Genomic DNA, 21,871 nt, shown 5'->3' with positions numbered 1-21,871 from the left:
TGGTATATGTAATTGTTTTTATTTATAAAACATCAAAAAACAAAAAAGAGGCCTTGACCTCTTTTTAACCAATTAGATTAATGACTTTAATTAAACTGTAAAATCATCACCCAAATAGACTTTACGTACCTGTTCATTGTCTAAAATTTCTTGTGGTGTGCCTTCAGCAATTACCGAGCCTTCACTTACAATATAAGCACGTTCACAGATTGCCAAAGTTTCACGAACGTTGTGATCGGTAATGAGTACACCAATACCACGATCTTTTAGTGTTTGGATAATATCTTTAATATCGCCCACTGAAATTGGATCGACACCCGCAAATGGCTCATCCAATAGCATAAATTTAGGATCTGCTGCCAAAGCACGCGCAATTTCCGCACGGCGGCGTTCACCACCCGATACACTCATTCCTAATGAATCTTTAATATGACTAATTTTAAAGTCGTTTAACAACTCATGAAGACGTTGTTGACGTTGTTGCTTATTCAAGTCTTTACGCGTCTCCAAGATCGACATAATATTTTCAGCAATCGTCAACTTTCTAAAGATAGAAGCTTCTTGAGGCAAATAACCAATACCTTTACGCGCACGCTCATGCATCGCTAGATCTGACATATCGAGGTCATCAAGATGAATCTCGCCCTTATCCATACGCACAAGCCCAACGACCATATAGAAACTGGTCGTTTTTCCGGCACCGTTAGGACCAAGCAAACCAACAATCTGTCCACTTTGCATACTAAAAGAGACGTCTTTGACAACCCAACGCTTACTATAGTTTTTGGCTAAGTGCTTAATACACAAAGTTTGCGGTTGTTGAAGAGCTTGCTGCATTAGTCACGCGCTCCTGGGAAACTTTTAGAACTTGAAGGTGGAATAATAATTTGTACACGGTTTGAAGAAGAACCTTGAGCTTCAACATCACCTTTATTCATACTATATTTCAGAGAATTACCACGAATACTTGAACCATCTTGGTATAAGTATGCGCCGCCAGACAGAGTAATAATGCCTGTATCTGCATTATAGACAATCGTTTGTCCTTCACCACGTGCAACACCTTTATTGGCATTGATTTGCTGTTGGAACTTAGCTGGTCGGCCTTTGGCAGTAATCACTTGAATTTCACGTTTCGAGTTTAGATTGGCAACAATTGAGTCAGCTTGAAGCTTCATCGTACCTTGCTCAATCACAACATTACCCGTGTAAGTGGTCAAACCAGTTTTGTCATTATAAGTTGCACGGTCTGCGACCAATGAAATTTGTTGATTACGGTCAGACGGCAAAGCAAAAGTCGAAGCAGATGATAAAGCAACGAATGTAATTACCGCAGCTTGTTTTAGGAAAGCTGAAGAACGTTTTAAATTAAGACTTTGGTGCATACTTTCCTCGAATATTAAAAAATTCGTACTGACCGTTATTCAAATTGCCTTTTAATCCTTTACTCACAAACTCGCCTTGTGGAGACTGAACAACCACTTGATGGTTTGTTTCAATGTCTCTGGTTTTTGGATAACCTGTTAGTTCATCGGTTTGGAACTCAATGGTTCCTTGAGGTGCAATCTTGGTTGCGACCACATCGCCCGATAACACAACCTTTTGATTATCATCATATCCATAAGCTTGTTTAGCAAAGAATGTTGCATCAACTTTACCTAATTTATACATAGAGGCGTTAAGTTGATCCAACTTTGACGTTTTTTGTTGCATATCCTGCTCAAGCTGACGAACTTCAGCACGAATATACAAATTGCCTTTGTCATCAGTTTGAGTCAAATGGACGCCCTGCGCCGAATACGTCATATTCTTCGCCGAACCAATGTCCAGTTTTTTTGCCTTGCCACTATAGTAGTAATAACCACCACTCACAGCAGCAACTACTACAGCAACAATATATAAAACTCTGGTATCCATGAGCAGGAATAGCCTACCTTTTTAAGTAATCTTGTTATTAATGCGGTACTGCAAGATATTTTTCAAGAAGTTCTTGGTAAATGCCTTTTGCGATCAGCAACATATCACAGACTTCACGAACAGCTCCACGACCACCCATTGCTTGGGTCACTAAGTGCGCACGGCGGCGTACTTCTTCATGTCCATTTGGAACGGTAACACTCATTCCTGCAATCGCAAATGCTGAAAGATCCGGCCAATCATCGCCCATATATAAGCAATCTGAAGGCAAAATATTAAACTGTGCACAAGCTTCACGAAGTGCTGAGCCTTTGTCTTCACGGCCTTGAAAAACTAAATCAACACCTAAATCAGACATACGTTTATCGACGATATTACTTTTTCGGCCAGTAATAATGATGACTTTCATACCCGCTTGTTGCGCAAGTTTCATACCCAAACCATCACGAATATCGAATGATTTAATTTCATCACCCGTGTTGGTTAACGTCACAAAGCCATCACTTAAAATACCATCAACATCCAGAACCAATGCCTGCAAATGACGTGCTTGTTCTAACAATGCATACGATGCCATGGATTAATTCACCCCTGCCTGAATAAGATCATGCATACTAATTACACCAATCACTTTATTTTGGTCGTCGACCACTACAAACTGACTGATTTTTTTCTGGTTAAGTTGTTGTAACGCTTCTACAGCACGTGCTTCTTGAGAAATAGTTGACGGTTTTTTGGTCATGACCTCAGACACAGGTAAATTCACATCAAACCCTTGCTGTTTATCAATGAGACGACGTAAGTCTCCATCTGTAAAAATACCAAGCAAGTGGTCTTGTTCATCAACAATTGTCGTTAAACCTAAACGCTTATTTGAAATCTCGTAAAGCACTTGATTCATTGGAGTCTCAGGTGAAACTTTTGGTAACTCGTCACCTGTATGCATTAAATGTTTTACATGTAAAAGTAAACGCTTACCTAATGCCCCTGCTGGATGCGAACGTGCAAAATCATCAGCAGTAAAACCGCGTGCTTCAAGCAAAGCAACCGCTAAAGCATCGCCTAAAACCAAAGTCGCTGTCGTACTTGAAGTAGGAGCCAAGCCTAAAGGGCAAGCTTCATCCGACTCACCTAGAGTTAAAGCGATATCAGCATTTTGCGGCATTGGACCTTTATCATCACGACTAATCGTAATCATCGGTACGCCGAGATGTTTAATAAGCGGCATAAGCATCATGATTTCATCGCTTTTTCCTGAGTTGGAAATTGCAATAAGTACATCACCGCGAACCAGCATACCTAAATCGCCATGGCCCGCTTCACCAGGATGCATAAAGAAAGACGGCGTACCTGTAGAGGCAAATGTTGCCGCCATTTTTCGACCAATATGCCCAGATTTACCCATACCTGTAATCACAACACGACCTTTACACTGCAACAGTACTTCGCAAGCACGGTTAAAACGGTCATCAATTTGTGTTGCTAATACATCTATGGCTTGTTGCTCAATACGCAATGTAGCTAATGCACTGCTTTGGAAATCTGTAGGATTAGGCATACGAGTTTGACTCAAAATAATTGATCTGATCTCTTAATTGAGATCGGTGATTTTAATCAAAAGATTTGGGGGCATTCTAGCATAACTCAATCAGTTACACGTTTTTAAATGTATAAGATTTCACAAGCTTATAAAATTCATGCATAAAACTTTGTTAAAAATGATGCATCAGTTATGATGTAACACTATTTTTGTTGAGTGTTTGAAAACCCTTATGCAACCGTTTGTTTTATATAACTCTGAGCAACGAAAAAAAGTTGAATTTGTACCTCGCAAAGAAGGTCACATCGATATGTACGTCTGCGGTATGACCGTTTACGACTACTGTCATATCGGGCATGCTCGAGTTATGGTTGCATTTGACTACATTATCCGTTTCTTGCGTAGTCAAGGCTGGAAAGTTCGCTACATTCGCAACATTACCGACATTGACGACAAAATCATCAAACGTGCGAATGAAAATGGTGAAACGATTCAACAGCTCACCACTCGTTTCATCGACGCTATGAATGAAGATGCAGCGAACATAGGCTGTTTAGCGCCAGATGAAGCACCGAAAGCGACTGAATATATCGACCAGATGCAAAACATGATTGGCAATCTGGTCAATAAAGGCGCTGCTTACCCTGCTTCAAACGGCGATGTTTATTTTGAAGTCACCAAATTTGAAAAGTATGGTCGCCTCTCTGGTCGTAAGCTTGATGACATGCAAGCTGGCGCGAGTGAGCGTGTCGATGTAGAAGTTGAAAAGAAACATCCTTTTGACTTTGTGCTTTGGAAACGTGCCAAAGAAAATGAACCGTCTTGGGCATCCCCTTGGGGTAATGGCCGTCCGGGTTGGCACATCGAATGTTCTGCAATGTCAACTTGCTGCCTAGGTAACCACTTTGACATTCATGGTGGTGGTTCAGATTTAATGTTCCCACACCATGAAAATGAAATTGCACAAAGTGAAGCCTCAACTGGTGAGCAGTATGTGAATTACTGGATGCATGTTGGCTTTATTAACGTTGATGGCGAAAAGATGTCTAAGTCTTTAGGCAACTTCTTTACGATTCGTGACGTGATGGAGAAGTTCCACCCTGAAGTGATCCGCTATTTTATTGTGTCTTCACACTACCGTAGCCCAGTGAACTTCTCTGATGTAGCGCTTAAAGAAGCAAAAACTTCTTTAACTCGTTTCTACCATTCATTTAAAGCTTATCAACAAGTATATGGTCAAACGACAACTGAAACGCTTGATCAAGGCTTTATTGAACGTTTTAACAACGCCATGTGTGACGATTTCAACACTGCCGAAGCAATGGCTGTATTGTTTGAACTCAACAAAGAGTTAAACCGTGCTGTAAAAGAAGAGCAAGCTGACCAAGCGACTGTGCTTTATTCGACATTACGTTACCTCACCAACATTTTAGGTTTGGTACAACACAATGTAGATGATTTCTTAAAATCAGATATTGGACAAGAAGCGCTTGCTTTGTCTGATGCTGAAATTGAAGATTTTATTCAACAACGTGTTGATGCTAAAAAAGCTAAAGACTTTGCGAAGGCAGATGCTATTCGTCAGTCTTTACTTGAGCAAGGTGTAGTTCTCGAAGACACCCGTCAAGGTACAGTTTGGCGTCGTGCTGATTAAACGTTCAATTAGATCACAAGAGTGTTGACAGTTTAATGAAACACTCTATAATGTGCTCACATTGCGGGAATAGCTCAGTTGGTAGAGCATAACCTTGCCAAGGTTGGGGTCGCGAGTTCGAGTCTCGTTTCCCGCTCCAAAATTTAAAAACCACTTAATTCGAAAGAATTAGGTGGTTTTTTTATTGTCTATTGGTCAATTCAAAATTCGCATTAAAAAAACGCTTTATATTTCCATTGCAGTACCATGAAATTTGGAGTGTTATTATGCAAAAGCCAGTTAAACGCGGGGACGGCGTGGCGCATCACTGTTCGTTATCTAGGCAAACGTTATACGCCTACTCGAGATACAGCGAGTGAGTGTGAACAATGCGCCGCTAAAAAATTATTAGAATTACAATCTGAATATGCTAATCCTGAGCCTGAAAAAATCCATATCTCCTTCTATGCCCTTTTTGAACAGTACTATCAAGAAGAAGGCAGAAAAATGAAGAGTGCCCGCTTAATTGTTCAAATACTTAAATGCCTAAAGAAAAAAGAATAATGAAAATATAATTAATATTTTATGATTAAACCCATCATTAAGTTTTTATTGATATTGAAATTAAAAATTGGCTTAAAATTAAAAATTAGCTTAAAAGTATATTATCGCAAAGTCTCCCCCATTGAGGAGACTTTCTAAGTATTAAATGACTTAAGGATGAATTTTTTTCAATCCATCTTCTACAGCAAATTTAGCTTCCTCCCACTGTAAACGTGAACTGCCTTTAACTTGTTCCCATTTAGTTTTCAATTTAGATTCAACCTCGGAAAAATTAATTCCTGCATTATTATCTACACGATTTTCATAACCTAAACGATAAGCCGCCCGATAATCACGATCATATTCTAGATTCTTATTTTCAGTATAATATGGCATTTTTTTATAGTTTTCTCGCCAATAATTATCTTCTTCTTGCCAGTCATTACTATCATCTTTTTGATTATTTGTTTGAGCTATATCATTACCTGCTATTGCCCCTACCACACCACCAATAATCCCCCCAACAACAGCACCTGGAGGGCCGCCAGCAACACCAAATGCAGCACCTACCGCCGCTCCTCCCAAGGTTCCTGCACCTGTAGCAACCAAATTCTCTCCACCTTCATTCATATCGGGTACATGATTGTTATTAGTCGGTGGAGAGTTTAAATCTGGACGGGCATTATCAAGTGTGGTTGAAATGTCTTGTAATGGTTTGCTATTTGATACATTACCATTAGAAGATGGCTCTTTTTGAGTCGTATGATTACCAATTGAATTTGATTGTTTTGTATTTACCATTTTCTTACTCCCTATATTTTAAAATCTAGTATCTTTCAAAAGAGCTAGAATATTAAAAGAACTTTTGAAATATGCTTGACAATTATTATAATTCACCTTTAGTTTAGCTATGTTTCACAAATACCCCTATTAAGTAAGGAGATGTTATTAATTAATAAAAAGTATTTCTCATCAATAAAAATTCTTATTCAAATAGTCTTCACAATTATATCATTCTTTATCCCATAATCATTATATTTCGCTAGATTAAACATTACCCATAACATTCTAGTTTTACACTGCTCTGAAGGAAATTATGATTTTATGTATATGCAATTTAAAAAAGCCTAGTTAATTAATACTAGGCTTTTTAAATGTATTTTTTAAAGATACCAATTGTATATTATTTTATCTTTTTAAATATATCTTCAGCTGCTTTTAGGTGTTTCGCAACAACATCACGTGTTTGTACGAGCATATTTTTTAATTCAGAATTTTTCGTGTTTGGTATTAACTGCTTATCAATTATCGTCAAAACTTTACGGTGAACTTTAACTTGACTCATCATGTAATTTTTATCAGTATCTGATGTTACTTGATTAAGCTTACTAACAATTTTATCACTATCATTTTGCAATGATTCACTAAGATTACTGGTTTGTGAAATCAACTGTAACCGACTTGCCAACGCTTGTGCATTTTTTTCATTGGCTGAATGTTCTTTAATCATCATTTCAGCATATTTCTTAGCTTCATCCATTTTTAGTTTTGGCAATGCAGTTTTTGCCTGCTTAATTTCACCATTATTAGCTGTACTTAATATCTTGAAAATTTGACTATCAGTCAAATTTTCATGGTTTTCATTTAATATTTTAGAGTGATTCTTACCATCATTTATAGTTTGTTGATTCGCTGCCATAATCTCAAATGCACTGAAGCTTAAAACACCACTAATTGCGATACAGCTAATAATTTTCTTCGTTAAAATAGCTTTCATACCAATATCCTTTAACTTAATTTATGAGTATTTCTACCTATGGGTAGCTTTTTCACATTTCCAATCTATATCCCTACTTGTAAATTCAAGGTTGGGGTTATTTATTCATTATTTCACTCAACCATATTTATACCGCTCGTTGAATATTCTTCGCAAAGGGTAAATAGCTTATTTAAAGTAGATGATATAAATTTAATAATAAATCATGCCTCTGTATCCAATCTTATTAATGTAAATATAAAATATATATAATTTTAAAAAACATTAGCTTAAAAACAATTTTTAATTTTTATTTTTACGAAAATAACAATAAAGCTCTTTATATTAACTTATAGATACTAAAGCTAAAATTAAATATATTTTAAAGAAAATTTAAACCAATTTAACTTATTCGCCCATCTATAAAAAAGCATTTTCCTAAAGGCTTTAATTCACACACTGCACACAAACAATGACATGCACTTTTGTAGATATCGTATGAGCTGTGCAACCTGAAAGTAGAATACACAGCGAAATCAGAAACTCCATAGTGAAACGCGGTTAGCGATCCAACCATAAAAGAATTGCTCTTGGGTAGGATTTCGTTCACAGATTTCAATGTAACGTTGGCCTTGCATGATATTAAGAATTCGAACTAATACCTTCTCTCCTTCTTTACCGCGCTTAGCCAGTGTTGTGGTTTGGAAATTTTCGATAGCGTTGGACTTAATGAGAGAGCCTTCGAATAGCTTTGAAGAACATGAGGTTTGATAAGCTCTTGATAAAGTTGTTTGGCTTGGTTGCTCTTCAAGATGCTATACATCACCTTCTTTATTGACTCAATTTCATATATACTGGCCTCAGTATGAGATGAGCCTTATATAGTTCATTGCTAGATCAATGAATGACTAAGCCCTTAGCTTTCGAGCAAGGGCTTTTTTACATCCAAAATAAAATGTTAACAAGATTTCATTTAACCTTTTGCACTCAAATAAAAAAAGACCACATCCTCCAACAGAATAATGCAGCCTCTTTTAATAGTTAAGTTAATGTGATGTCTCTGCTGCTTTAGGTTTAAAGACCATTAAACAGACCACAATAAAAGCCAACAAAACAAAAGATGCGCTAAATCTGCTTAGCTCTAATCCACCATGCGCGATAGGTTTATCGAGGAAATCACCTAAAACCGCTCCGAGCGGTCGAGTAAGAACAAAGGCCAACCAGAATAATAATGTTCTTGAGATTTTGGTATAGAAATAGCAGATCGCTAATACCAGTAATAAAGTACCAAAAATTAAAGCAGCGCTGGTATACCCTAACCCTTGAGTATCCGCAGTCCAATCACCTAATGCTGTTCCCAATGTTTGAGAGAACATAATGGTTAGCCAATAGAAGGCTTCACTTTTAGCAGATTGAATACTTTTTACCGAAATTGTGCCGCAGCTTAAATACCAGACAAACAAAGAGAGACCTAATAAAATAAGCAATATTAAACTTCCGCCTGCATAACCCACACCTAAAGTTCGGTCAACAAAGTCGGCAATTGTTGTTCCTAATGTGGTCGTGGCAATAATGGTCGCCCAATAAAAAAATGAATTGTATTTTTTGGCTTTAATTTGCAAGCCAACAAAAACTGCAAATATCACTGCGAAAATAACTGTACTAATTACATATCCCAAATTAAGGGACATAGATAGCGCATCTCCAGCAGTTTCACCTAAAGTGGTAGCAGCAATTTTAATGATCCAGAACAGTAACGTAACTTCTGGAACTTTACTTAAACTTTTAGATAAACTTTCATGACTCATCACTGTATGTTCTCCAAACATACTCACCGATTGGCCAATATCTAAAAGATCAAGCCTTAACCTGAAATTAAGAGTAAAAATAAATTACAAAGTTCCCCAATAATGAATACTTTGACCTGTTAATTGAAAGGTTGAGTTCTTAATTTGTTGCAAACACTTTGTTATACAAACTTTTTCAACTTAATGTCATAAATATTAAGTTGTTCTTTATTACTCTCAAGTTTGGTAGTCATTTTTATAACATTTCACTTCATCTATAGTTTTTATTTTCTAATACTTTTATTGTTATTTTCTTGAATTAAATAAAAAACCTACTCCATGAGCAGGTCTTATTTACTTATATAGCTCAGCTTATAGAACTCTTCGCTAAACATTTTTCATGCCATATCATTTGAAAGTCTTCAACAGCTTTTGTTTTGGTTAAAGGATCTTCAAATAACTTAGAAGAATACGCTGTATCTATAATTTGTTGATAAAGCTCTTTTGCCTCTGCTTCTTCAAGATGACTAGCAATCTCTTGTAGTTCAATCACTGGTACATCATGTTGTCTCGCATCCATAACACCTTTTGCAGCATTTTTCACAAGATAACAATAATGCGTTTCCATAGTTTCAGATGCAGCATAGCATGGAAGAGTGATCGCGCTCATAAAGAGGAATATAAATTTCATAATCTCACCTTAATTTCACGCGCAAGGGTAACAAGTTATCCTTTAAAATTACAGCCCAAGTATTTTAAAGGTTCGCTCATCGAGCTCCCTCAGCTCATCCAAAGTATAAAGTCGGCCTTTAGGATCAAAGAATTTGTCAAAATCAAATTGCCCTTCTTTATATAATTTATAGCGTTTAGGGCCTAACCATTCTTTTTGGAAAAAATTATCGGTCAGTTTAAAAAACTCTTTAAAGGAAATATCTGCATCTATTTGACCCATTAATTGAGCCCGTTCATCTTTAGGAATGTCTCGCATCCTTCTTTCATCCATAATAAAAGATCGATTACCAATAAGCCTTCCGTCCTTACTAACAGGAACCAGAATACTCCGGCAATTGGGATGCAAAGGTGGCACCCTTTTCGCTGGATCATTCAATTTCCAAATTGAACCGTCAATGGCTGCACAAACTTTAGAAGTCCTCCCATCAAGTACACTCACAAACCTGACATATTCAAAATTAAATTTTTTGAAGTTATATAAATAGACCTGATTTGAAATATGGCTCCGCAGGGTTCTGACAATACGTTCAATATCAATTCTGGTACTGTTGAGCAATCCATCTTCATACTTAAGGCGTTTCGTACCGGTAATACGCCTAATAATTTGCTGAGGTGTCATACCTGTATTCATTCCATCGCGAATAGCATATTCAATTCTTTGCAAGGCATTCTCACTAATTTGAGCTAAGGATTCATCAACTAAGGCACCCCCCGCTAATGGAACTCGTTTTATTAATTTATAGAGGTGCTCTCCCTCTAAATCTTTAACGACTTTACTAAATAACTTAGCCACATAATTTGATTCATAAACAGCCAAACTAGTTGCCGAATGAGCAAACATTTCTGGTAGAACAGCACGTATTGAATTAAACCAATCTGAAATCACAAGTTGAATATTTTTAAGGTGACGAGTTGTGTATTCTCCACCTGCTAAAGCAGCCCTTTCAGTATCATTAAGCTCTTTTATTAAATGCTCCAAACGATCAAGCATAGCTATCGTTTCAGTATTAAAAAATCTAAAAAGCTCATTTACCGATCTGGAAGATGCTCGATAAAGATAGGCTTGATGTTGTGTGAAGACATCAAAAAGCGATTTTTCAGTAATATTCTTCATGAAAGTTACCTCTAAAAAGCGCACTTTATTATTTTTTTTATATCGCTGATCTGTAGAAATTTTAAGGAACTAAAAATTTGAAAAGCTAATTAAACTGGTAATTTTGTTTTATAAATTTTTTCTGAACGCTAATGTTTCCAATAAAATTGGCCAACCATAAAATAAATTCATCACGATACTCAAAGCGCGGAAGTAAGCTCAAGTCAACTTTTATCTCTCTTTCAGAAAGAGGCTTACTTAAACATTCTTCAAAATCAATTTTGCTATATTTTAGTTTTAAATTGATTTGCTCAGCTTCTTTTCTAATTTCAGCCATGACTCTATTAAGATTAGTCACCGGATTATCAGTAATCTGGTACTTTTCATAAATATTGGCGTATACATTTTCAGCAATATCTAAATATTTAATGAGTTCAGCATTCTCATTCATCTCGTTATCTTCCTATTTTTTTGGAAATTATGTACGAGTAAATGTTTCTATACGTAATTTAAGCGTATTTTTATGTGAAAAATATTTTAATAAAAATAACAATTCATTGCTTAACCTACTATTTTTTATATCATTAATATTTTCTCATAAAACATTTCCATATTTTCTGACATTTTTAATTGGCATAAATATGTACCATTAACGGTTTTAACAGAAAAAACCGCCCCAGAAGGCGGTAGCTGAATTCTATCAGCGAGATATAGAAGTATGGTGGATGAATACTTCTATATTTTATGAAGACAGTTTACTATTTTTAATATAGTCCTCAGATTTAAAGTAATTAATAATCATCTCTGCATTTTCTTCTCTACTTGGCTCAGCAGCAGCTGGAATCTCGGTCTTATCCATTTTAAAGTCTTTCGGAATATAGTTTGAAATTGGAGGCAGCTTTTCCTTTCCGCCTACCGTCATTCGTTCAATAAAACCAGCCAACCATAAAATAAACTCGCCTTCATTTTTAAACTTAGGCATCAAACTTAAATCTATATGGACTGATTTTTCTTTATTAAATTGATTTAGGCATTCTTCAAAATTTATAAAATTATACTTAAGTTTGAACTCAGTACCTTTAATTGCTTTACGAATCAGGCTAATTAAACAATTCAAATTTTGAATCATATCATCCGTAAATAAATTGTCTTTTTTAATTTCCTTATATACTTTATCCGCTATAGCTAAATACTTTGGCATTTCTTCCTCCTCAATTTTTTATAAATAATTGAAAATAAAAAAATTCATATTTTGATTATGAAGAATTAATTGTAATTGAGTGAAATCAAATTAGCTTTCAATGTAAAAATTACCAATATTATGTAAAATTGCACCAGAATGAACCACAAAAAAATTCATATTACGTTAACTGGTCCACAATTTTATTTAATAATTTTAACTAATTAGAAATATTTTCTTTCAATTGTAAATGATTATTTTTTAGATACACCCTTCTAAGATAATAGTTTTATAAATCAATGAGAAACTTATTTTTTAAATTGCTTTTTCTATGATAAAACTCAATATCGAGATTGTCTTTCTTTAAGTTGATAATTTAAAAAAACTTAATTAAAGATAAATTTATAACACTGATCTATCTGTTATATTTTTTTGAAAAAATTCTGTATCTATGATTACACATTGTATTTCTTCATGATAGTAACTATCTAGACACGAGGTAGCTAACATGAATTTTTTAAGAAAGAAAAATAAAGCTAGTTTTGTATTATTTATTATCACTCTCTATTCAATGTTAGGCTTTGGCTTAGGCTATGTTATTTGGGAATATTTCCTACAAATTCCATGATTTATTAAGCATGAAAAGTACCTTTCAAAATTTAAGTTATCTCAAGATTGAAAGGTACTTAGCCATCAGTTAACGCTATGTCTGGCAATTTCAGCATTAATCTCTAGACTTATTTCTTTACTGCGATGATAAGCTGCTTTTAAAGCCAGTCGAATATCATCGGAAAGATTGCCTAGCTCAAACATTCGTAATGCAGATTCAGTAATGCCATTAGCTAATGTGACCTTGCCACATAACTCACTTGGCTGAACATTACTTTTACGCACCATGTCTACAGCACCTGATGCTGCTTGAAGTGCCAGATCTAAAGCAAACTGCTTATCTAGCCCCATAGAAACACCAGTTTTTACCATACTGTCAAGGATATAAAAGAAGTAAGCTGGGCCTGAACCCGATAACGCAATAATGGCATCACTTTCTGATTCTGAATTTGCCCAATAGGTCTGCCCTGTGGCTGAATAAATAGTCTCAACTAACTCTTTATCTAAAGGTTCTAGATACTCTGAACCAATCAACACATGAGTACCTGTATAAGTTAATACCGGTGGGTTAGATATGATTCTTATAACCTTTTTTGAACCCGTAATATTCATGAGTTGTTTGATATTAATTCCAGCCATCATCGATACAATAGTTTTATCAGCTAACCATTTTTTTAATGGTGCTAAGATGACTTTTAGATTTTTTGGGTCTACTAATAGAACAACGATATCAGCCTTTTTTACCTCATGCTGCTTTTGCTTTAGAATGATTTCATTATCAAACTTTCCTTCCTCTATAAGATTAATTTTTTCTTTTTGAAATCCTTTTAAAACCAAACCTCCAATTAAAGCTAAAGACAAATTACTACTACCGATGAAGCAAATATTTGGTTGTACTATATTCAACATTTAGAATTATTTCCTTCCTTTAGATATACTACAAAAAGAAATATTATTTATGACTTAAGTCATGATCGTTAATACAATAAAAATTTAATAAATTTTTATGAATGTTAAGTTTAATTTTACAACTAAACTCTATTTTGAGCTAAGATTACTCTATTACTTATGACGTTATGAATAACAAATTAAACTAAATTGTTAAAAATATGTAATTAAAAATTAATTATAGCTTATCTGATTTAAGCAATATACTTGCCAGACTTAAAGTGGTTTTATTTAACATCCGCTTAAAGATCTTTGTTCTTTTTTTAAGAAACTTTCCGCTATTCGTGATGCTTCCTGATAATTTATTTCGCTGTATACCCAAAATGACAAAAGCTTTCCACCTAAATGAAAGTATTGCTTATGGTACTCATTTATATCATCTGAATGAGGGTTTCCAACACAGAAACTATCTTCATTAATTTTTCTTACTTTACCGTTTAAAATACCGCCAATACAAATATCCATTTTTATACCAGTTATAATGTTAACTTATACAACACAAATTTAATTTTTATATTATATAAAACAAATAATCAACTTATTTAATATTTTATATAAAAAACCCACAAAGGAAGAAGTGGGTTTTTTAACTACGTAGATGATTTCATGTTATTTAATTGAGCAAATGGCCAAAAAATAAATCAAATAAAATCATCAAATTATGTTATTTAAGCATTCGTCACAATTGTGATATTCGAAGCTTGTGGGCCTTTTTTACCCTGTGTCACAGTAAACTGAACACGCTGGCCTTCTAGAAGAACTTTAAAGCCTTGTGTTTGAATCTCAGAAAAATGTGCAAAAACATCTTTACCTTCATCAGTTTGAATAAAACCAAAACCTTTAGTTTCATTAAACCATTTTACTGTACCAGTAGCATTAGACATAAATTAATCCTAATTTTAAAAACATTATCATTTGTTATTCCAATTGAACTAAAAAATATACACTCTACTTAAATATCTAATAATATACGGAGGATTATAAATAAAACTGCGAAAAGAGAGATTTAGGGTAACATGAATATTTTTGTAGTTAATGTCGACTATACACGCTTCTTAACGAATTGCAATCTCTATCTTGATTAATTGATTTTCCATACAATTTGTGCGTCTCTAACGATCACTTATCCATTGATTTTAAATGCTATTTTTTAATTTAGTTAATTGTTTTAACTTCAATATATTAATTAAATATATCTTATTTTTATACTATAAAATTTTATCTTTTGAAAATTATTAAGCTTCTCTTTACGCTCTAAAACTACTTTAATATCTTACTAAAATATTTTACTTTTTTATAAAATATACAGACTTGTATATATACACTTCATGTATTCTGATTTAAAGTACGTTTGCAGCTTAACATATTGATGATAAACAGGAAGTAGCCACGTGAACGGTCTCTTAGTTTTTATAACCATTGCTTTTCTTACCTTATCCAGCCCTGGACCAGGCGTTTTATTTACAGTAACAAATTCAATAAATTATGGTGTACGTACCGCTTTATTCGGTATTAGCGGTTTAATCATTGGTATGTTCATTATCGCTGTGATTTCTGCAAGTAGTGTTGGTCTCATTATTACCAGTAACCCCACCATCTTCACTGTTTTAAAGTTTATTGGGGCCTTTTATCTTATGTATTTAGGTTATAAAAACTTTATAAAGAAATCTCCTACTCAAGATTTACTAGAAACTGAACACAACGATAAAATCGTGAAGAAATCAAAACTTTTTTATCAGGGGCTATTTGCTTCATTACTTAATCCGAAAACGATTGTCTTTTTTATTGCACTTTTTCCTCAGTTTATTGATATTAAAAAAGAAATATTAAATCAATTTCTCATTTTATCTTTAACCTTTTGCTTTATCGGATTTTTAATTCATTTAGTTTATGCTAATTTTTCTTCAATTTTTAAAGAGAAAATGCTTGCCGGAAATAATTTTGCAAAACTGAATAAAGCGAGTGGTTGTATTTTCTTTCTTCTCGCCATTTTACTTATTACTCAATAAACAATTTGTATTATAAAAAGAAGAATGGACCAACTTGCTATATGTATTCAGCTCAAGCAAGTTGGTCTTTTTAAAAACTCACACGGTTAGCAAGCCATCCGTAAAAGAATTGTTCATACTTTGGATTTTTCTCTGTAATTTCAATATAGCGTTGGCCTTGCATAATATTTAGAAGACGTACCATCACTCTTTCCCCTTCTTGACCGCGCTTTTTAATATAGAGTGATAAAGCCTGTAAGGTAGAAGGCCCATATTCACCATCTAATTTAAGATCCCTCCATCCCTCTTTTCCTTGTCTGTTTAACAAGTTCAAAGCACGTTGTAGAAGTGGTTTTGTGAAACCAAGACCACAATTTACTCCTGTATCGAGCAGTTCTTCAGCGATGATCGGACTAATCAAATTAATTTGATCAAATCGCGGCTCAAGCCAATATTGCTTTTTATAAATATCTCTTGCAGTTTCTAAAGGTAAATCCTCCATTTCACCTTGGTATCCATAGCTACGTGCAACTGCTTGAGTAATTCCAAATTTGGTGGCTTGTCCAGAGTCAAGCGCATCATTTACATAACCACCTTCACGTTTTATAAGGGCATCTAGATATTGTTCAACATTCATGGGCCTGTCCTCATTTATATAACTCGCTGATAGCTATTAACTTTGAATATCATCTTTTGCTTTTTTTAAGTCTTTCATTACTTCAACAATAGTTTTTCCTTCTTGTTTATTAATGAAGTTAAATATCCACCTCACAATTGCCCAACCAGGCAAGCCACAAATAAAGAAGAATCCACCTAAAGTGATCATGCCCCATATATCGGTCACCCATTCATGTAAGTTCCATTTCATGATAATGAATGAACCACCAGTCAAGCTTGAGACAATAGTACAAATCAAACCTACTACCCATTCTTGAGGCGAACGTGGGAAACGCATGATTAAAACTACCGCTACGACTAAGCTTACTGCTAAAGCGATCATCATGACCGTACCATACAGCTTAAAAATAGAAGCTAGTCCATTTAATGTTAAAAAATTTTCCATAATTCAATCCTGTCTCATACTTAAAATTTGAAAATAATCGTACTTACTACATTGTTATTTCTCATATTTTTATAAAAAATTGCTATATAACCGTGCTTAGCCTAGCCGTTCTTTTTCTTTTAAAACTGGTATACATATATGACATATCTTTTTTGACCAAAAAGTTGAGATAACACGCTGCCGTATATCGGAAACTTTTGTGAGCCATTAAATTCTTTGTTAGATTCTTCATGTTCTTGATACCCTTTATCGACGAACATTAAGCCTGATCCACGGAATCGGGCTTTTTTTATTCATTTTTTATTTTTTGATAGCCGATCTCTACCACTGATTTACTATCGCCATTTTATATTCTGTCGTCCATTGAGGCAGAATACTGATCACTACTTACCAAGCCATTGATACAAAATAAAAATATGTTCTAGTAAAAATATTGCATTAGTTCTATCAATGAGCTCTTATAATTGATATTATAACTATAGTTATTATTAGTCAATAACTATAGTTGTTTTACTAGATATAACTTTAGTTATATATTTGTGATAAGTTAGCTGGTGCGATCATTATGGCTCTTAAAGACCGTTTAAAAGATTCAAGGATTAAAGCTAAGAAAACTCAGGCAGAAGTTGCTGAAGCAGTAAAAATGTCTCAGCCTGCCTATCAAGCTTTAGAATCGGGAAAGAATTTAAAATCTGCTTTTCTTCCACTCATTGCACAGTTTTTAGGTGTAGACGCTTATTGGCTTACTACTGGTAACACAGAAGACTCTTTTAGAGAAAGTGATGTATTTAGTCCCACCGTTGTCAGCAGTGATGTAGTAGATCAATATGTCTGGATTGAAGTAGTTGAAGCAAGTTTTTCTTGTGGTACAGGTGAATCAATCGAATTTCATTTTGATGCAATTAATGGAAAAATTCCTTTCCCTGCTTCTTTCTTTAAAGAAAAGCGCGTTCCTCAGGAATGTATGCGCATTATTAAAGCTAAGGGCGATAGCATGACTGATTACATCAAAGATGGAGATTTAGTCGGCATTGATATTTCTCAGACAGAAGTGATTGATGGAGAAATCTATGCTGTTTATTTCGCTGGCGAGGGAATGATTAAACAAATTTTTAAAGAAGCTGATGGCTCTTTAATTTTGCATAGTTTAAATGAAAAATTTAGAGACCGCCGTGTAACTGAAGAGAACGGGAAAAACTTTAAAGTAATGGGCCGTCAGTTCTGGCGAGCAGGTTAAATGAGTTATTAAATATAGCTAAAATAATAATTCTATCATTTTCAAATTTCTTACTTTTTTATAATTTTAATTATTTATATAACTTAGAGACATAAAAAAAACCTATCTCCTTTAAAAGAGATAGGTTTTCTTGCTTTAGTACCATGATGTTATCAACAATATGTATTTAAACGATAAAGTTGATTAAAACCAGCATAAAAGCTTTTTCCATCTTGGTTTAGCTCAATTTCTTCACCAGTTTGAAGCTGAATTTTCTTTCCAACTTCTACCCAACGATATCCATCAAGCGAATTTTGCTTACGCACATGAGGAATAATCCTCACATTGATTTCATTGCCATTTACGGCTGTGGCAATGTGCCACTCATTTACTATATTCACAATCGTATTCACTCATTACTGAGCTCATGTGATTTAACGGTATTTAATTAGAACGCTAGATTTAAGGTATGGACAGTTCGTCTAGAATTTAATATTTAGCTTGATATAGGGTTATTTATAAGCTAATTGCTTTTCATGAGTTCGTATCATGAAAAGTAGTACATCACAGAGCATAATATTTTTTGGATGCGGGAGTCGGATTTGAACCAACGACCTTCGGGTTATGAGCCCGACGAGCTACCAGACTGCTCCACCCCGCAATTGGAAGTATGCTTTATACGCCTATATATTTTATAAAGCAAACTTTATTTTTTAATCGGTTGTAATTATTAACAATTATCTTTTTATTAATTTTTTATTTTTACCATTCAGTCTAAATCGACATCGTAATTTCTAATTTTTATTTCTTTAAATTGTTGTATTTATTTTAAATAGAACGCGATATTCATAGACATCAATTGCCTTGCTTGGATAGCTTTTATACTATCTAGTTTCATCCCATTATTAATAGTTTATATGTCTGATCCTCAGTTTTCTCTAAGCGAATATCTCGGCACTGTGCAGGAAGTCATACGCCTGACCTTTGACGAACCGGTATGGGTTAGAGCAGAGATTCGGAATTTAAATATTAAAGGTGGACATTACTATTTAGAACTTGCAGAGAAAGATGTTGACACCGATAAAGTGATAGCCAGTTGTAAGGCAACCATCTGGAAATTTTCAGCGAGTAAAATTGTTTTAAAGTTTGAACGTGAAACAGGAATTGAGTTAGCAAGTGATTTAAACGTTTTAATTAAAATTAGAGCACGTTTTGATCCGCAATACGGATTTTCAGTCAATATCGAAGAAATTGACTCAAGTTTTACACTTGGGGAAATTGCAAAACGTTATCAACAAATTGTAGAGCGTTTAACCCAAGAAGGTTTGATTCATAAAAATAAACTTCTCCCTACCCCTTTTGATATTGAAAATGTTTTAGTGATTGCTCCTCAAAATGCTGCAGGTTTGGGTGACTTTAAAAAAGATGCAGATGCATTAGAAAGAAATGAGGTTTGTCATTTTGTTTATCAAAGTGCGACCTTTCAGGGGAATACTGCTGCTGTTAGCCTTATGGAGTCCTTGGCAACAGGTTTAAAGCAATGGGCAAATCGTTATAACTTTCCACCAGATCTGATTGTAATTATTCGTGGTGGTGGTGCTGTAAATGACTTAGCTTACTTAAATGATTATGAGCTTGCCGCACTTCTCTGTAAACGCAGCGTTCCGATTTGGGTTGGTATCGGGCATGAAAAAGACCGTACCATCCTTGATGAGATCGCACATCGTTCGTTTGATACTCCAAGTAAAGTGATTGCTGGTATTCGTAATCATATTGTTGAACGTGTACAAGAAGCGGTAGATAGTCTACAAACGATTAAACTGCTTTCTCAGCATCAAATCACGACTTATCAAAGCAAAAATGATCAATTGCTTCATCACATTAAGTCTTCTGCACAAAATCAACTTAACTCGGCGCATCGTCTACTTGACCAGATGAAAGAACGTATTCAGTTCAGCTCACAGCAACAAGTTAAATTTTCCTTAGCTCAAATCGAGTCATTAATGAAAGAAATCCTTTTGCAAAACCCTAAACAGGTTCAAGCTAAAGGCTATGCAATTGTCAGATCCGAAGGAAAAGCGATTCGCTCTATACACCAAATTTCAAGCCCCTCCATTGCCATTGAAATGCAAGATGGCGTAGTTGAAGCCAACATTACACAGGTAATCCCAAATGAAGAATGAAGAGTTAACCTTTAAGGATGGCCATGACATTTTGAAGAAAAATGCTGAATTGTTAGAATCACAGGAAAGTCCTGATATAGATAATTTAATGAAAATTGTTGAAGAGTCTATTAGCGCTTATAAAGCTTGCAAATCTCGAATTGAAGCTGTCCAACAAGCTTTAGATGAGACTTTTAAAGAATAAAATTTCCATAAAAAAAGCCCATTTCTACTTCTCATTGAAGAAATGGGCTTAGTGAACACCACTTAGTCCTGAAATGCAAAAATGAGGATTAGGTCACATTTTTGCAAAAACATAGTCCCATAACGACCTGCGATGTTCAATATTTTAATTGTGTCTATACGTTAGTTTGGCTTAATTTCCACCATCTAAGACCGTAAGAAACACAAACTCTGCTGATGCTTATTGTTAAATTTAGTTTAAGAGTTATTCCTCACTGAATGGACCAATTAATTGATAAATTTTGCCGTCTTTAGGATTCTCATATAACAAATCCATGTTTGGTAAAATAATATCGTCATTAATTTCAATATGTTCAACACTTTTATGAAGTTCAAGTGCATGGTCATTCATTGGTCTAACTTTTGCCAACGCGATTGATTCTTTATCAAACTGGTCCTTGATAATTACTTTTAATCTTTTCATAAAAATCTCCTGAAAAATAAATTTTTAATATAAATAATGGGTTAAGTTTAAAATGAGCTAATCGCAGAATAGCCGATTGGCATAGCAAAAAAAGTTAAAATAAATGCAGCTGTACGTTGTAAATTGCGTTGATTTAACCAAGTTACTTTATTTGAAATGAGGACAGTTCCAAACATAATCCATAAAAAAGCAATTGGGGTAATTAAAGATAAAAAGACAACAATGTGAATAAAATACAAATGCGGAACTTCCCACGCTGCATGTGGAAAAATCGCCGAAGCAAAGAGCAAAGCTTTCGGGTTTAAAAGTGTTGCAAGAAATAAAGCTTTTGGCGTAATCAGTGGGCGATCTAACTTAATATCTTCGGTTGAAGTAATCCAAAGTTTAAAAGCGAGATAAAGAATGAAACTCGCACTCATCAATTTTAATATAGCAGGAAGCCATGGAATAAAATGAGATACCGACTCAAGTAAAACACCCCATGAGGTAATCGCGATCAGATAACCTATTACCTCTGCCGGAATTAGCTTAAGAGAGTGCTTTAGCCCTGCTTGCAAGCCAGCCGAGGCTAATAATGTATTTGTTGGTCCTGGAGTCAACAAAATAGTGACCACAAGTCCAATAAATAAAAATGACACCATAGGCCAAAAACTCGATTGATTACGCTAGGCGAAATATGTCAAAAATGAGCATCTATTGTCGACAAAATCGTTGTAACAAGAAATATTACAAATACTTTTTTTTTTAAAATTAATAATTTAATAAAAAGTGAATTTATATTCATTAAAATTTATTCCAATTTTAAATTTGCAAAATGCGTCACACATTTATAAAAAAACACTGCATTAACTTAAAAAGATATTAAACTCCAAAATCATATATTTTTTTAAAAATAAGTGATTATTTATATATTTTTTAGGCCATTTTCCCACTTCTTAAATAGCAAAAAAAGAAATATCACACGCCTTGAAATTACCAAATTGATCAATATATATACACATGAAAATCGTGATTTTACTGAATAGATGTATCGTTCC

Annotated in this window: 26 protein-coding genes, 2 tRNA genes and 2 pseudogenes; 8 read left to right on the top strand and 22 right to left on the bottom strand. The window is 34.3% G+C overall.

Features of this window, described 5'->3' with window-relative positions; genetic code table 11:
* Window positions 1–90: 90 nt before the first annotated feature.
* The 5 genes from lptB to ABLC00_RS06220 are packed head-to-tail and all read right to left on the bottom strand — an operon-like array spanning window position 91 to window position 3,475.
* A complete protein-coding gene (gene lptB, locus ABLC00_RS06240; protein WP_002051056.1) occupies window positions 91–837 on the bottom strand; it encodes an LPS export ABC transporter ATP-binding protein in 747 nt (248 codons plus the stop codon).
* Window positions 837–1,385, bottom strand: a complete 549-nt coding sequence (gene lptA / locus ABLC00_RS06235; protein WP_002051027.1) for a lipopolysaccharide transport periplasmic protein LptA — start codon at window positions 1,383–1,385, stop codon at window positions 837–839. The genes lptB and lptA overlap by 1 nt, the downstream gene beginning before the upstream one ends.
* On the bottom strand, window positions 1,369–1,917 hold the full coding sequence (gene lptC / locus ABLC00_RS06230; RefSeq protein WP_002051045.1) for an LPS export ABC transporter periplasmic protein LptC: 549 nt from the start codon (window positions 1,915–1,917) through the stop codon (window positions 1,369–1,371). Before lptC ends, lptA begins: the two co-directional genes overlap by 17 nt.
* 37 nt (window positions 1,918–1,954) lie before the next feature.
* Window positions 1,955–2,494 (bottom strand): HAD family hydrolase, encoded by a 540-nt coding sequence (locus ABLC00_RS06225; protein WP_004709751.1) that lies wholly within the window; start codon window positions 2,492–2,494, stop codon window positions 1,955–1,957.
* Window positions 2,495–2,497: 3 nt separating this feature from the next.
* Complete coding sequence (locus ABLC00_RS06220; RefSeq protein ID WP_002051059.1) at window positions 2,498–3,475, bottom strand: SIS domain-containing protein; 978 nt, start codon at window positions 3,473–3,475, stop codon at window positions 2,498–2,500.
* Window positions 3,476–3,689: 214 nt separating this feature from the next.
* Between ABLC00_RS06220 and cysS the strand changes: the two genes are divergently transcribed.
* The 3 genes and pseudogenes from cysS to ABLC00_RS06205 all read left to right on the top strand — a co-directional run.
* Window positions 3,690–5,111 carry a cysteine--tRNA ligase gene (gene cysS / locus ABLC00_RS06215; RefSeq protein WP_348941228.1) on the top strand — a complete coding sequence of 474 codons (1,422 nt, stop codon included), beginning with the start codon at window positions 3,690–3,692 and terminating at the stop codon, window positions 5,109–5,111.
* Between the two features lie 63 nt (window positions 5,112–5,174).
* A tRNA-Gly gene (locus ABLC00_RS06210) sits at window positions 5,175–5,250 on the top strand.
* Window positions 5,251–5,377: 127 nt separating this feature from the next.
* Window positions 5,378–5,645 (top strand): annotated as a pseudogene (locus ABLC00_RS06205) (site-specific integrase); the annotation flags it as partial.
* 159 nt (window positions 5,646–5,804) lie between these two features.
* Here ABLC00_RS06205 and ABLC00_RS06200 read toward each other — a convergent pair.
* The 8 genes and pseudogenes from ABLC00_RS06200 to ABLC00_RS06165 all read right to left on the bottom strand — a co-directional run bounded on the left by ABLC00_RS06200 (window position 5,805) and on the right by ABLC00_RS06165 (window position 12,202).
* A complete protein-coding gene (locus ABLC00_RS06200; RefSeq protein ID WP_033846170.1) occupies window positions 5,805–6,434 on the bottom strand; it encodes a glycine zipper in 630 nt (209 codons plus the stop codon).
* A 382-nt stretch (window positions 6,435–6,816) separates the two neighbouring features.
* Window positions 6,817–7,410 (bottom strand): DUF4142 domain-containing protein, encoded by a 594-nt coding sequence (locus ABLC00_RS06195; protein WP_033846171.1) that lies wholly within the window; start codon window positions 7,408–7,410, stop codon window positions 6,817–6,819.
* 515 nt (window positions 7,411–7,925) lie between these two features.
* Window positions 7,926–8,081, bottom strand: a pseudogene (locus tag ABLC00_RS06190) (putative peptidoglycan-binding domain-containing protein); the annotation flags it as partial.
* 354 nt (window positions 8,082–8,435) lie between these two features.
* On the bottom strand, window positions 8,436–9,197 hold the full coding sequence (locus tag ABLC00_RS06185) for a membrane protein (RefSeq protein WP_033846173.1): 762 nt from the start codon (window positions 9,195–9,197) through the stop codon (window positions 8,436–8,438).
* 346 nt (window positions 9,198–9,543) lie between these two features.
* Window positions 9,544–9,867, bottom strand: a complete 324-nt coding sequence (locus ABLC00_RS06180) for a hypothetical protein (protein ID WP_004709761.1) — start codon at window positions 9,865–9,867, stop codon at window positions 9,544–9,546.
* 48 nt (window positions 9,868–9,915) lie between these two features.
* A complete protein-coding gene (locus ABLC00_RS06175) occupies window positions 9,916–11,022 on the bottom strand; it encodes a minor capsid protein (protein WP_004709763.1) in 1,107 nt (368 codons plus the stop codon).
* 85 nt (window positions 11,023–11,107) lie between these two features.
* The gene (locus tag ABLC00_RS06170; protein WP_002048765.1) at window positions 11,108–11,452 is read right to left on the bottom strand and encodes a hypothetical protein; all 345 of its coding nucleotides are present in this window, start codon (window positions 11,450–11,452) and stop codon (window positions 11,108–11,110) included.
* A 291-nt stretch (window positions 11,453–11,743) separates the two neighbouring features.
* Window positions 11,744–12,202 carry a hypothetical protein gene (locus ABLC00_RS06165; RefSeq protein WP_002048744.1) on the bottom strand — a complete coding sequence of 153 codons (459 nt, stop codon included), beginning with the start codon at window positions 12,200–12,202 and terminating at the stop codon, window positions 11,744–11,746.
* 487 nt (window positions 12,203–12,689) lie between these two features.
* Here ABLC00_RS06165 and ABLC00_RS06160 point away from each other — a divergent pair, with 487 nt between their 5' ends.
* Window positions 12,690–12,809, top strand: a complete 120-nt coding sequence (locus tag ABLC00_RS06160) for a hypothetical protein (RefSeq protein ID WP_002048755.1) — start codon at window positions 12,690–12,692, stop codon at window positions 12,807–12,809.
* A 65-nt stretch (window positions 12,810–12,874) separates the two neighbouring features.
* Here the strand turns inward: ABLC00_RS06160 and ABLC00_RS06155 are convergent, their stop codons facing one another.
* The 3 genes from ABLC00_RS06155 to ABLC00_RS06145 form a co-directional block, all read right to left on the bottom strand.
* Window positions 12,875–13,699, bottom strand: a complete 825-nt coding sequence (locus ABLC00_RS06155) for a pyrroline-5-carboxylate reductase (RefSeq protein ID WP_002048776.1) — start codon at window positions 13,697–13,699, stop codon at window positions 12,875–12,877.
* Window positions 13,700–13,969: 270 nt separating this feature from the next.
* Window positions 13,970–14,203 carry a hypothetical protein gene (locus ABLC00_RS06150; protein ID WP_004709770.1) on the bottom strand — a complete coding sequence of 78 codons (234 nt, stop codon included), beginning with the start codon at window positions 14,201–14,203 and terminating at the stop codon, window positions 13,970–13,972.
* Between the two features lie 203 nt (window positions 14,204–14,406).
* Complete coding sequence (locus tag ABLC00_RS06145) at window positions 14,407–14,622, bottom strand: cold-shock protein (protein WP_002048761.1); 216 nt, start codon at window positions 14,620–14,622, stop codon at window positions 14,407–14,409.
* A 507-nt stretch (window positions 14,623–15,129) separates the two neighbouring features.
* Between ABLC00_RS06145 and ABLC00_RS06140 the strand changes: the two genes are divergently transcribed.
* A complete protein-coding gene (locus tag ABLC00_RS06140; RefSeq protein ID WP_033846175.1) occupies window positions 15,130–15,747 on the top strand; it encodes a LysE family translocator in 618 nt (205 codons plus the stop codon).
* 70 nt (window positions 15,748–15,817) lie between these two features.
* Here ABLC00_RS06140 and ABLC00_RS06135 read toward each other — a convergent pair whose 3' ends face one another.
* Both ABLC00_RS06135 and ABLC00_RS06130 read right to left on the bottom strand, forming a co-directional pair.
* The gene (locus ABLC00_RS06135) at window positions 15,818–16,363 is read right to left on the bottom strand and encodes a glycoside hydrolase family 108 protein (RefSeq protein ID WP_033846176.1); all 546 of its coding nucleotides are present in this window, start codon (window positions 16,361–16,363) and stop codon (window positions 15,818–15,820) included.
* Window positions 16,364–16,399: 36 nt separating this feature from the next.
* Complete coding sequence (locus tag ABLC00_RS06130) at window positions 16,400–16,789, bottom strand: hypothetical protein (RefSeq protein ID WP_004709776.1); 390 nt, start codon at window positions 16,787–16,789, stop codon at window positions 16,400–16,402.
* 565 nt (window positions 16,790–17,354) lie between these two features.
* On the opposite strand from ABLC00_RS06130, the gene ABLC00_RS06125 reads away from it, so the two are divergent.
* The gene (locus ABLC00_RS06125) at window positions 17,355–18,026 is read left to right on the top strand and encodes a LexA family transcriptional regulator (protein WP_002048763.1); all 672 of its coding nucleotides are present in this window, start codon (window positions 17,355–17,357) and stop codon (window positions 18,024–18,026) included.
* 152 nt (window positions 18,027–18,178) lie between these two features.
* Here ABLC00_RS06125 and ABLC00_RS06120 read toward each other — a convergent pair whose 3' ends face one another.
* Both ABLC00_RS06120 and ABLC00_RS06115 read right to left on the bottom strand, forming a co-directional pair.
* Window positions 18,179–18,409 (bottom strand): hypothetical protein, encoded by a 231-nt coding sequence (locus ABLC00_RS06120; protein ID WP_025466846.1) that lies wholly within the window; start codon window positions 18,407–18,409, stop codon window positions 18,179–18,181.
* 180 nt (window positions 18,410–18,589) lie between these two features.
* A tRNA-Met gene (locus ABLC00_RS06115) sits at window positions 18,590–18,666 on the bottom strand.
* 256 nt (window positions 18,667–18,922) lie between these two features.
* On the opposite strand from ABLC00_RS06115, the gene xseA reads away from it, so the two are divergent.
* Together xseA and xseB are read left to right on the top strand one after the other, a co-directional pair.
* Complete coding sequence (gene xseA, locus ABLC00_RS06110) at window positions 18,923–20,188, top strand: exodeoxyribonuclease VII large subunit (protein WP_033846178.1); 1,266 nt, start codon at window positions 18,923–18,925, stop codon at window positions 20,186–20,188.
* On the top strand, window positions 20,178–20,372 hold the full coding sequence (gene xseB / locus ABLC00_RS06105) for an exodeoxyribonuclease VII small subunit (RefSeq protein ID WP_004709785.1): 195 nt from the start codon (window positions 20,178–20,180) through the stop codon (window positions 20,370–20,372). Before xseA ends, xseB begins: the two co-directional genes overlap by 11 nt.
* Before the next feature lie 243 nt (window positions 20,373–20,615).
* Here the strand turns inward: xseB and ABLC00_RS06100 are convergent, their stop codons facing one another.
* Entirely contained in the window at window positions 20,616–20,834 is a 219-nt protein-coding gene (locus ABLC00_RS06100; protein WP_004709788.1) for a hypothetical protein, read from the bottom strand.
* Between the two features lie 47 nt (window positions 20,835–20,881).
* Window positions 20,882–21,475, bottom strand: a complete 594-nt coding sequence (locus ABLC00_RS06095; RefSeq protein WP_002048762.1) for a LysE family translocator — start codon at window positions 21,473–21,475, stop codon at window positions 20,882–20,884.
* Window positions 21,476–21,871 lie beyond the last annotated feature (396 nt).

Source organism: Acinetobacter nosocomialis, assembly GCF_041021905.1.
Lineage (GTDB): Bacteria > Pseudomonadota > Gammaproteobacteria > Pseudomonadales > Moraxellaceae > Acinetobacter > Acinetobacter nosocomialis.
Note: the sequence above shows the minus strand (reverse complement) of the source record. Positions and strands in the feature narration are given on the sequence as shown.

What these genes read in the sequence shown, in the direction of transcription:
- ABLC00_RS06185 (WP_033846173.1), bottom strand. Translation starts at nt 9,197, where the DNA reads ATGAGTCATGAAAGTTTATCTAAAAGTTTAAGTAAAGTTCCAGAAGTT.
- ABLC00_RS06170 (WP_002048765.1), bottom strand. Translation starts at nt 11,452, where the DNA reads ATGAATGAGAATGCTGAACTCATTAAATATTTAGATATTGCTGAAAAT.
- ABLC00_RS06165 (WP_002048744.1), bottom strand. Translation starts at nt 12,202, where the DNA reads ATGCCAAAGTATTTAGCTATAGCGGATAAAGTATATAAGGAAATTAAA.
- ABLC00_RS06130 (WP_004709776.1), bottom strand. Translation starts at nt 16,789, where the DNA reads ATGGAAAATTTTTTAACATTAAATGGACTAGCTTCTATTTTTAAGCTG.
- xseB (WP_004709785.1), top strand. Translation starts at nt 20,178, where the DNA reads ATGAAGAATGAAGAGTTAACCTTTAAGGATGGCCATGACATTTTGAAG.
- ABLC00_RS06180 (WP_004709761.1), bottom strand. Translation starts at nt 9,867, where the DNA reads ATGAAATTTATATTCCTCTTTATGAGCGCGATCACTCTTCCATGCTAT.
- lptC (WP_002051045.1), bottom strand. Translation starts at nt 1,917, where the DNA reads ATGGATACCAGAGTTTTATATATTGTTGCTGTAGTAGTTGCTGCTGTG.
- ABLC00_RS06225 (WP_004709751.1), bottom strand. Translation starts at nt 2,494, where the DNA reads ATGGCATCGTATGCATTGTTAGAACAAGCACGTCATTTGCAGGCATTG.
- ABLC00_RS06175 (WP_004709763.1), bottom strand. Translation starts at nt 11,022, where the DNA reads ATGAAGAATATTACTGAAAAATCGCTTTTTGATGTCTTCACACAACAT.
- ABLC00_RS06100 (WP_004709788.1), bottom strand. Translation starts at nt 20,834, where the DNA reads ATGAAAAGATTAAAAGTAATTATCAAGGACCAGTTTGATAAAGAATCA.
- ABLC00_RS06200 (WP_033846170.1), bottom strand. Translation starts at nt 6,434, where the DNA reads ATGGTAAATACAAAACAATCAAATTCAATTGGTAATCATACGACTCAA.
- ABLC00_RS06095 (WP_002048762.1), bottom strand. Translation starts at nt 21,475, where the DNA reads ATGGTGTCATTTTTATTTATTGGACTTGTGGTCACTATTTTGTTGACT.
- ABLC00_RS06145 (WP_002048761.1), bottom strand. Translation starts at nt 14,622, where the DNA reads ATGTCTAATGCTACTGGTACAGTAAAATGGTTTAATGAAACTAAAGGT.
- cysS (WP_348941228.1), top strand. Translation starts at nt 3,690, where the DNA reads ATGCAACCGTTTGTTTTATATAACTCTGAGCAACGAAAAAAAGTTGAA.
- lptA (WP_002051027.1), bottom strand. Translation starts at nt 1,385, where the DNA reads ATGCACCAAAGTCTTAATTTAAAACGTTCTTCAGCTTTCCTAAAACAA.
- ABLC00_RS06125 (WP_002048763.1), top strand. Translation starts at nt 17,355, where the DNA reads ATGGCTCTTAAAGACCGTTTAAAAGATTCAAGGATTAAAGCTAAGAAA.
- xseA (WP_033846178.1), top strand. Translation starts at nt 18,923, where the DNA reads ATGTCTGATCCTCAGTTTTCTCTAAGCGAATATCTCGGCACTGTGCAG.
- ABLC00_RS06155 (WP_002048776.1), bottom strand. Translation starts at nt 13,699, where the DNA reads ATGTTGAATATAGTACAACCAAATATTTGCTTCATCGGTAGTAGTAAT.
- ABLC00_RS06220 (WP_002051059.1), bottom strand. Translation starts at nt 3,475, where the DNA reads ATGCCTAATCCTACAGATTTCCAAAGCAGTGCATTAGCTACATTGCGT.
- ABLC00_RS06150 (WP_004709770.1), bottom strand. Translation starts at nt 14,203, where the DNA reads ATGGATATTTGTATTGGCGGTATTTTAAACGGTAAAGTAAGAAAAATT.
- ABLC00_RS06135 (WP_033846176.1), bottom strand. Translation starts at nt 16,363, where the DNA reads ATGAATGTTGAACAATATCTAGATGCCCTTATAAAACGTGAAGGTGGT.
- ABLC00_RS06195 (WP_033846171.1), bottom strand. Translation starts at nt 7,410, where the DNA reads ATGAAAGCTATTTTAACGAAGAAAATTATTAGCTGTATCGCAATTAGT.
- ABLC00_RS06160 (WP_002048755.1), top strand. Translation starts at nt 12,690, where the DNA reads ATGAATTTTTTAAGAAAGAAAAATAAAGCTAGTTTTGTATTATTTATT.
- lptB (WP_002051056.1), bottom strand. Translation starts at nt 837, where the DNA reads ATGCAGCAAGCTCTTCAACAACCGCAAACTTTGTGTATTAAGCACTTA.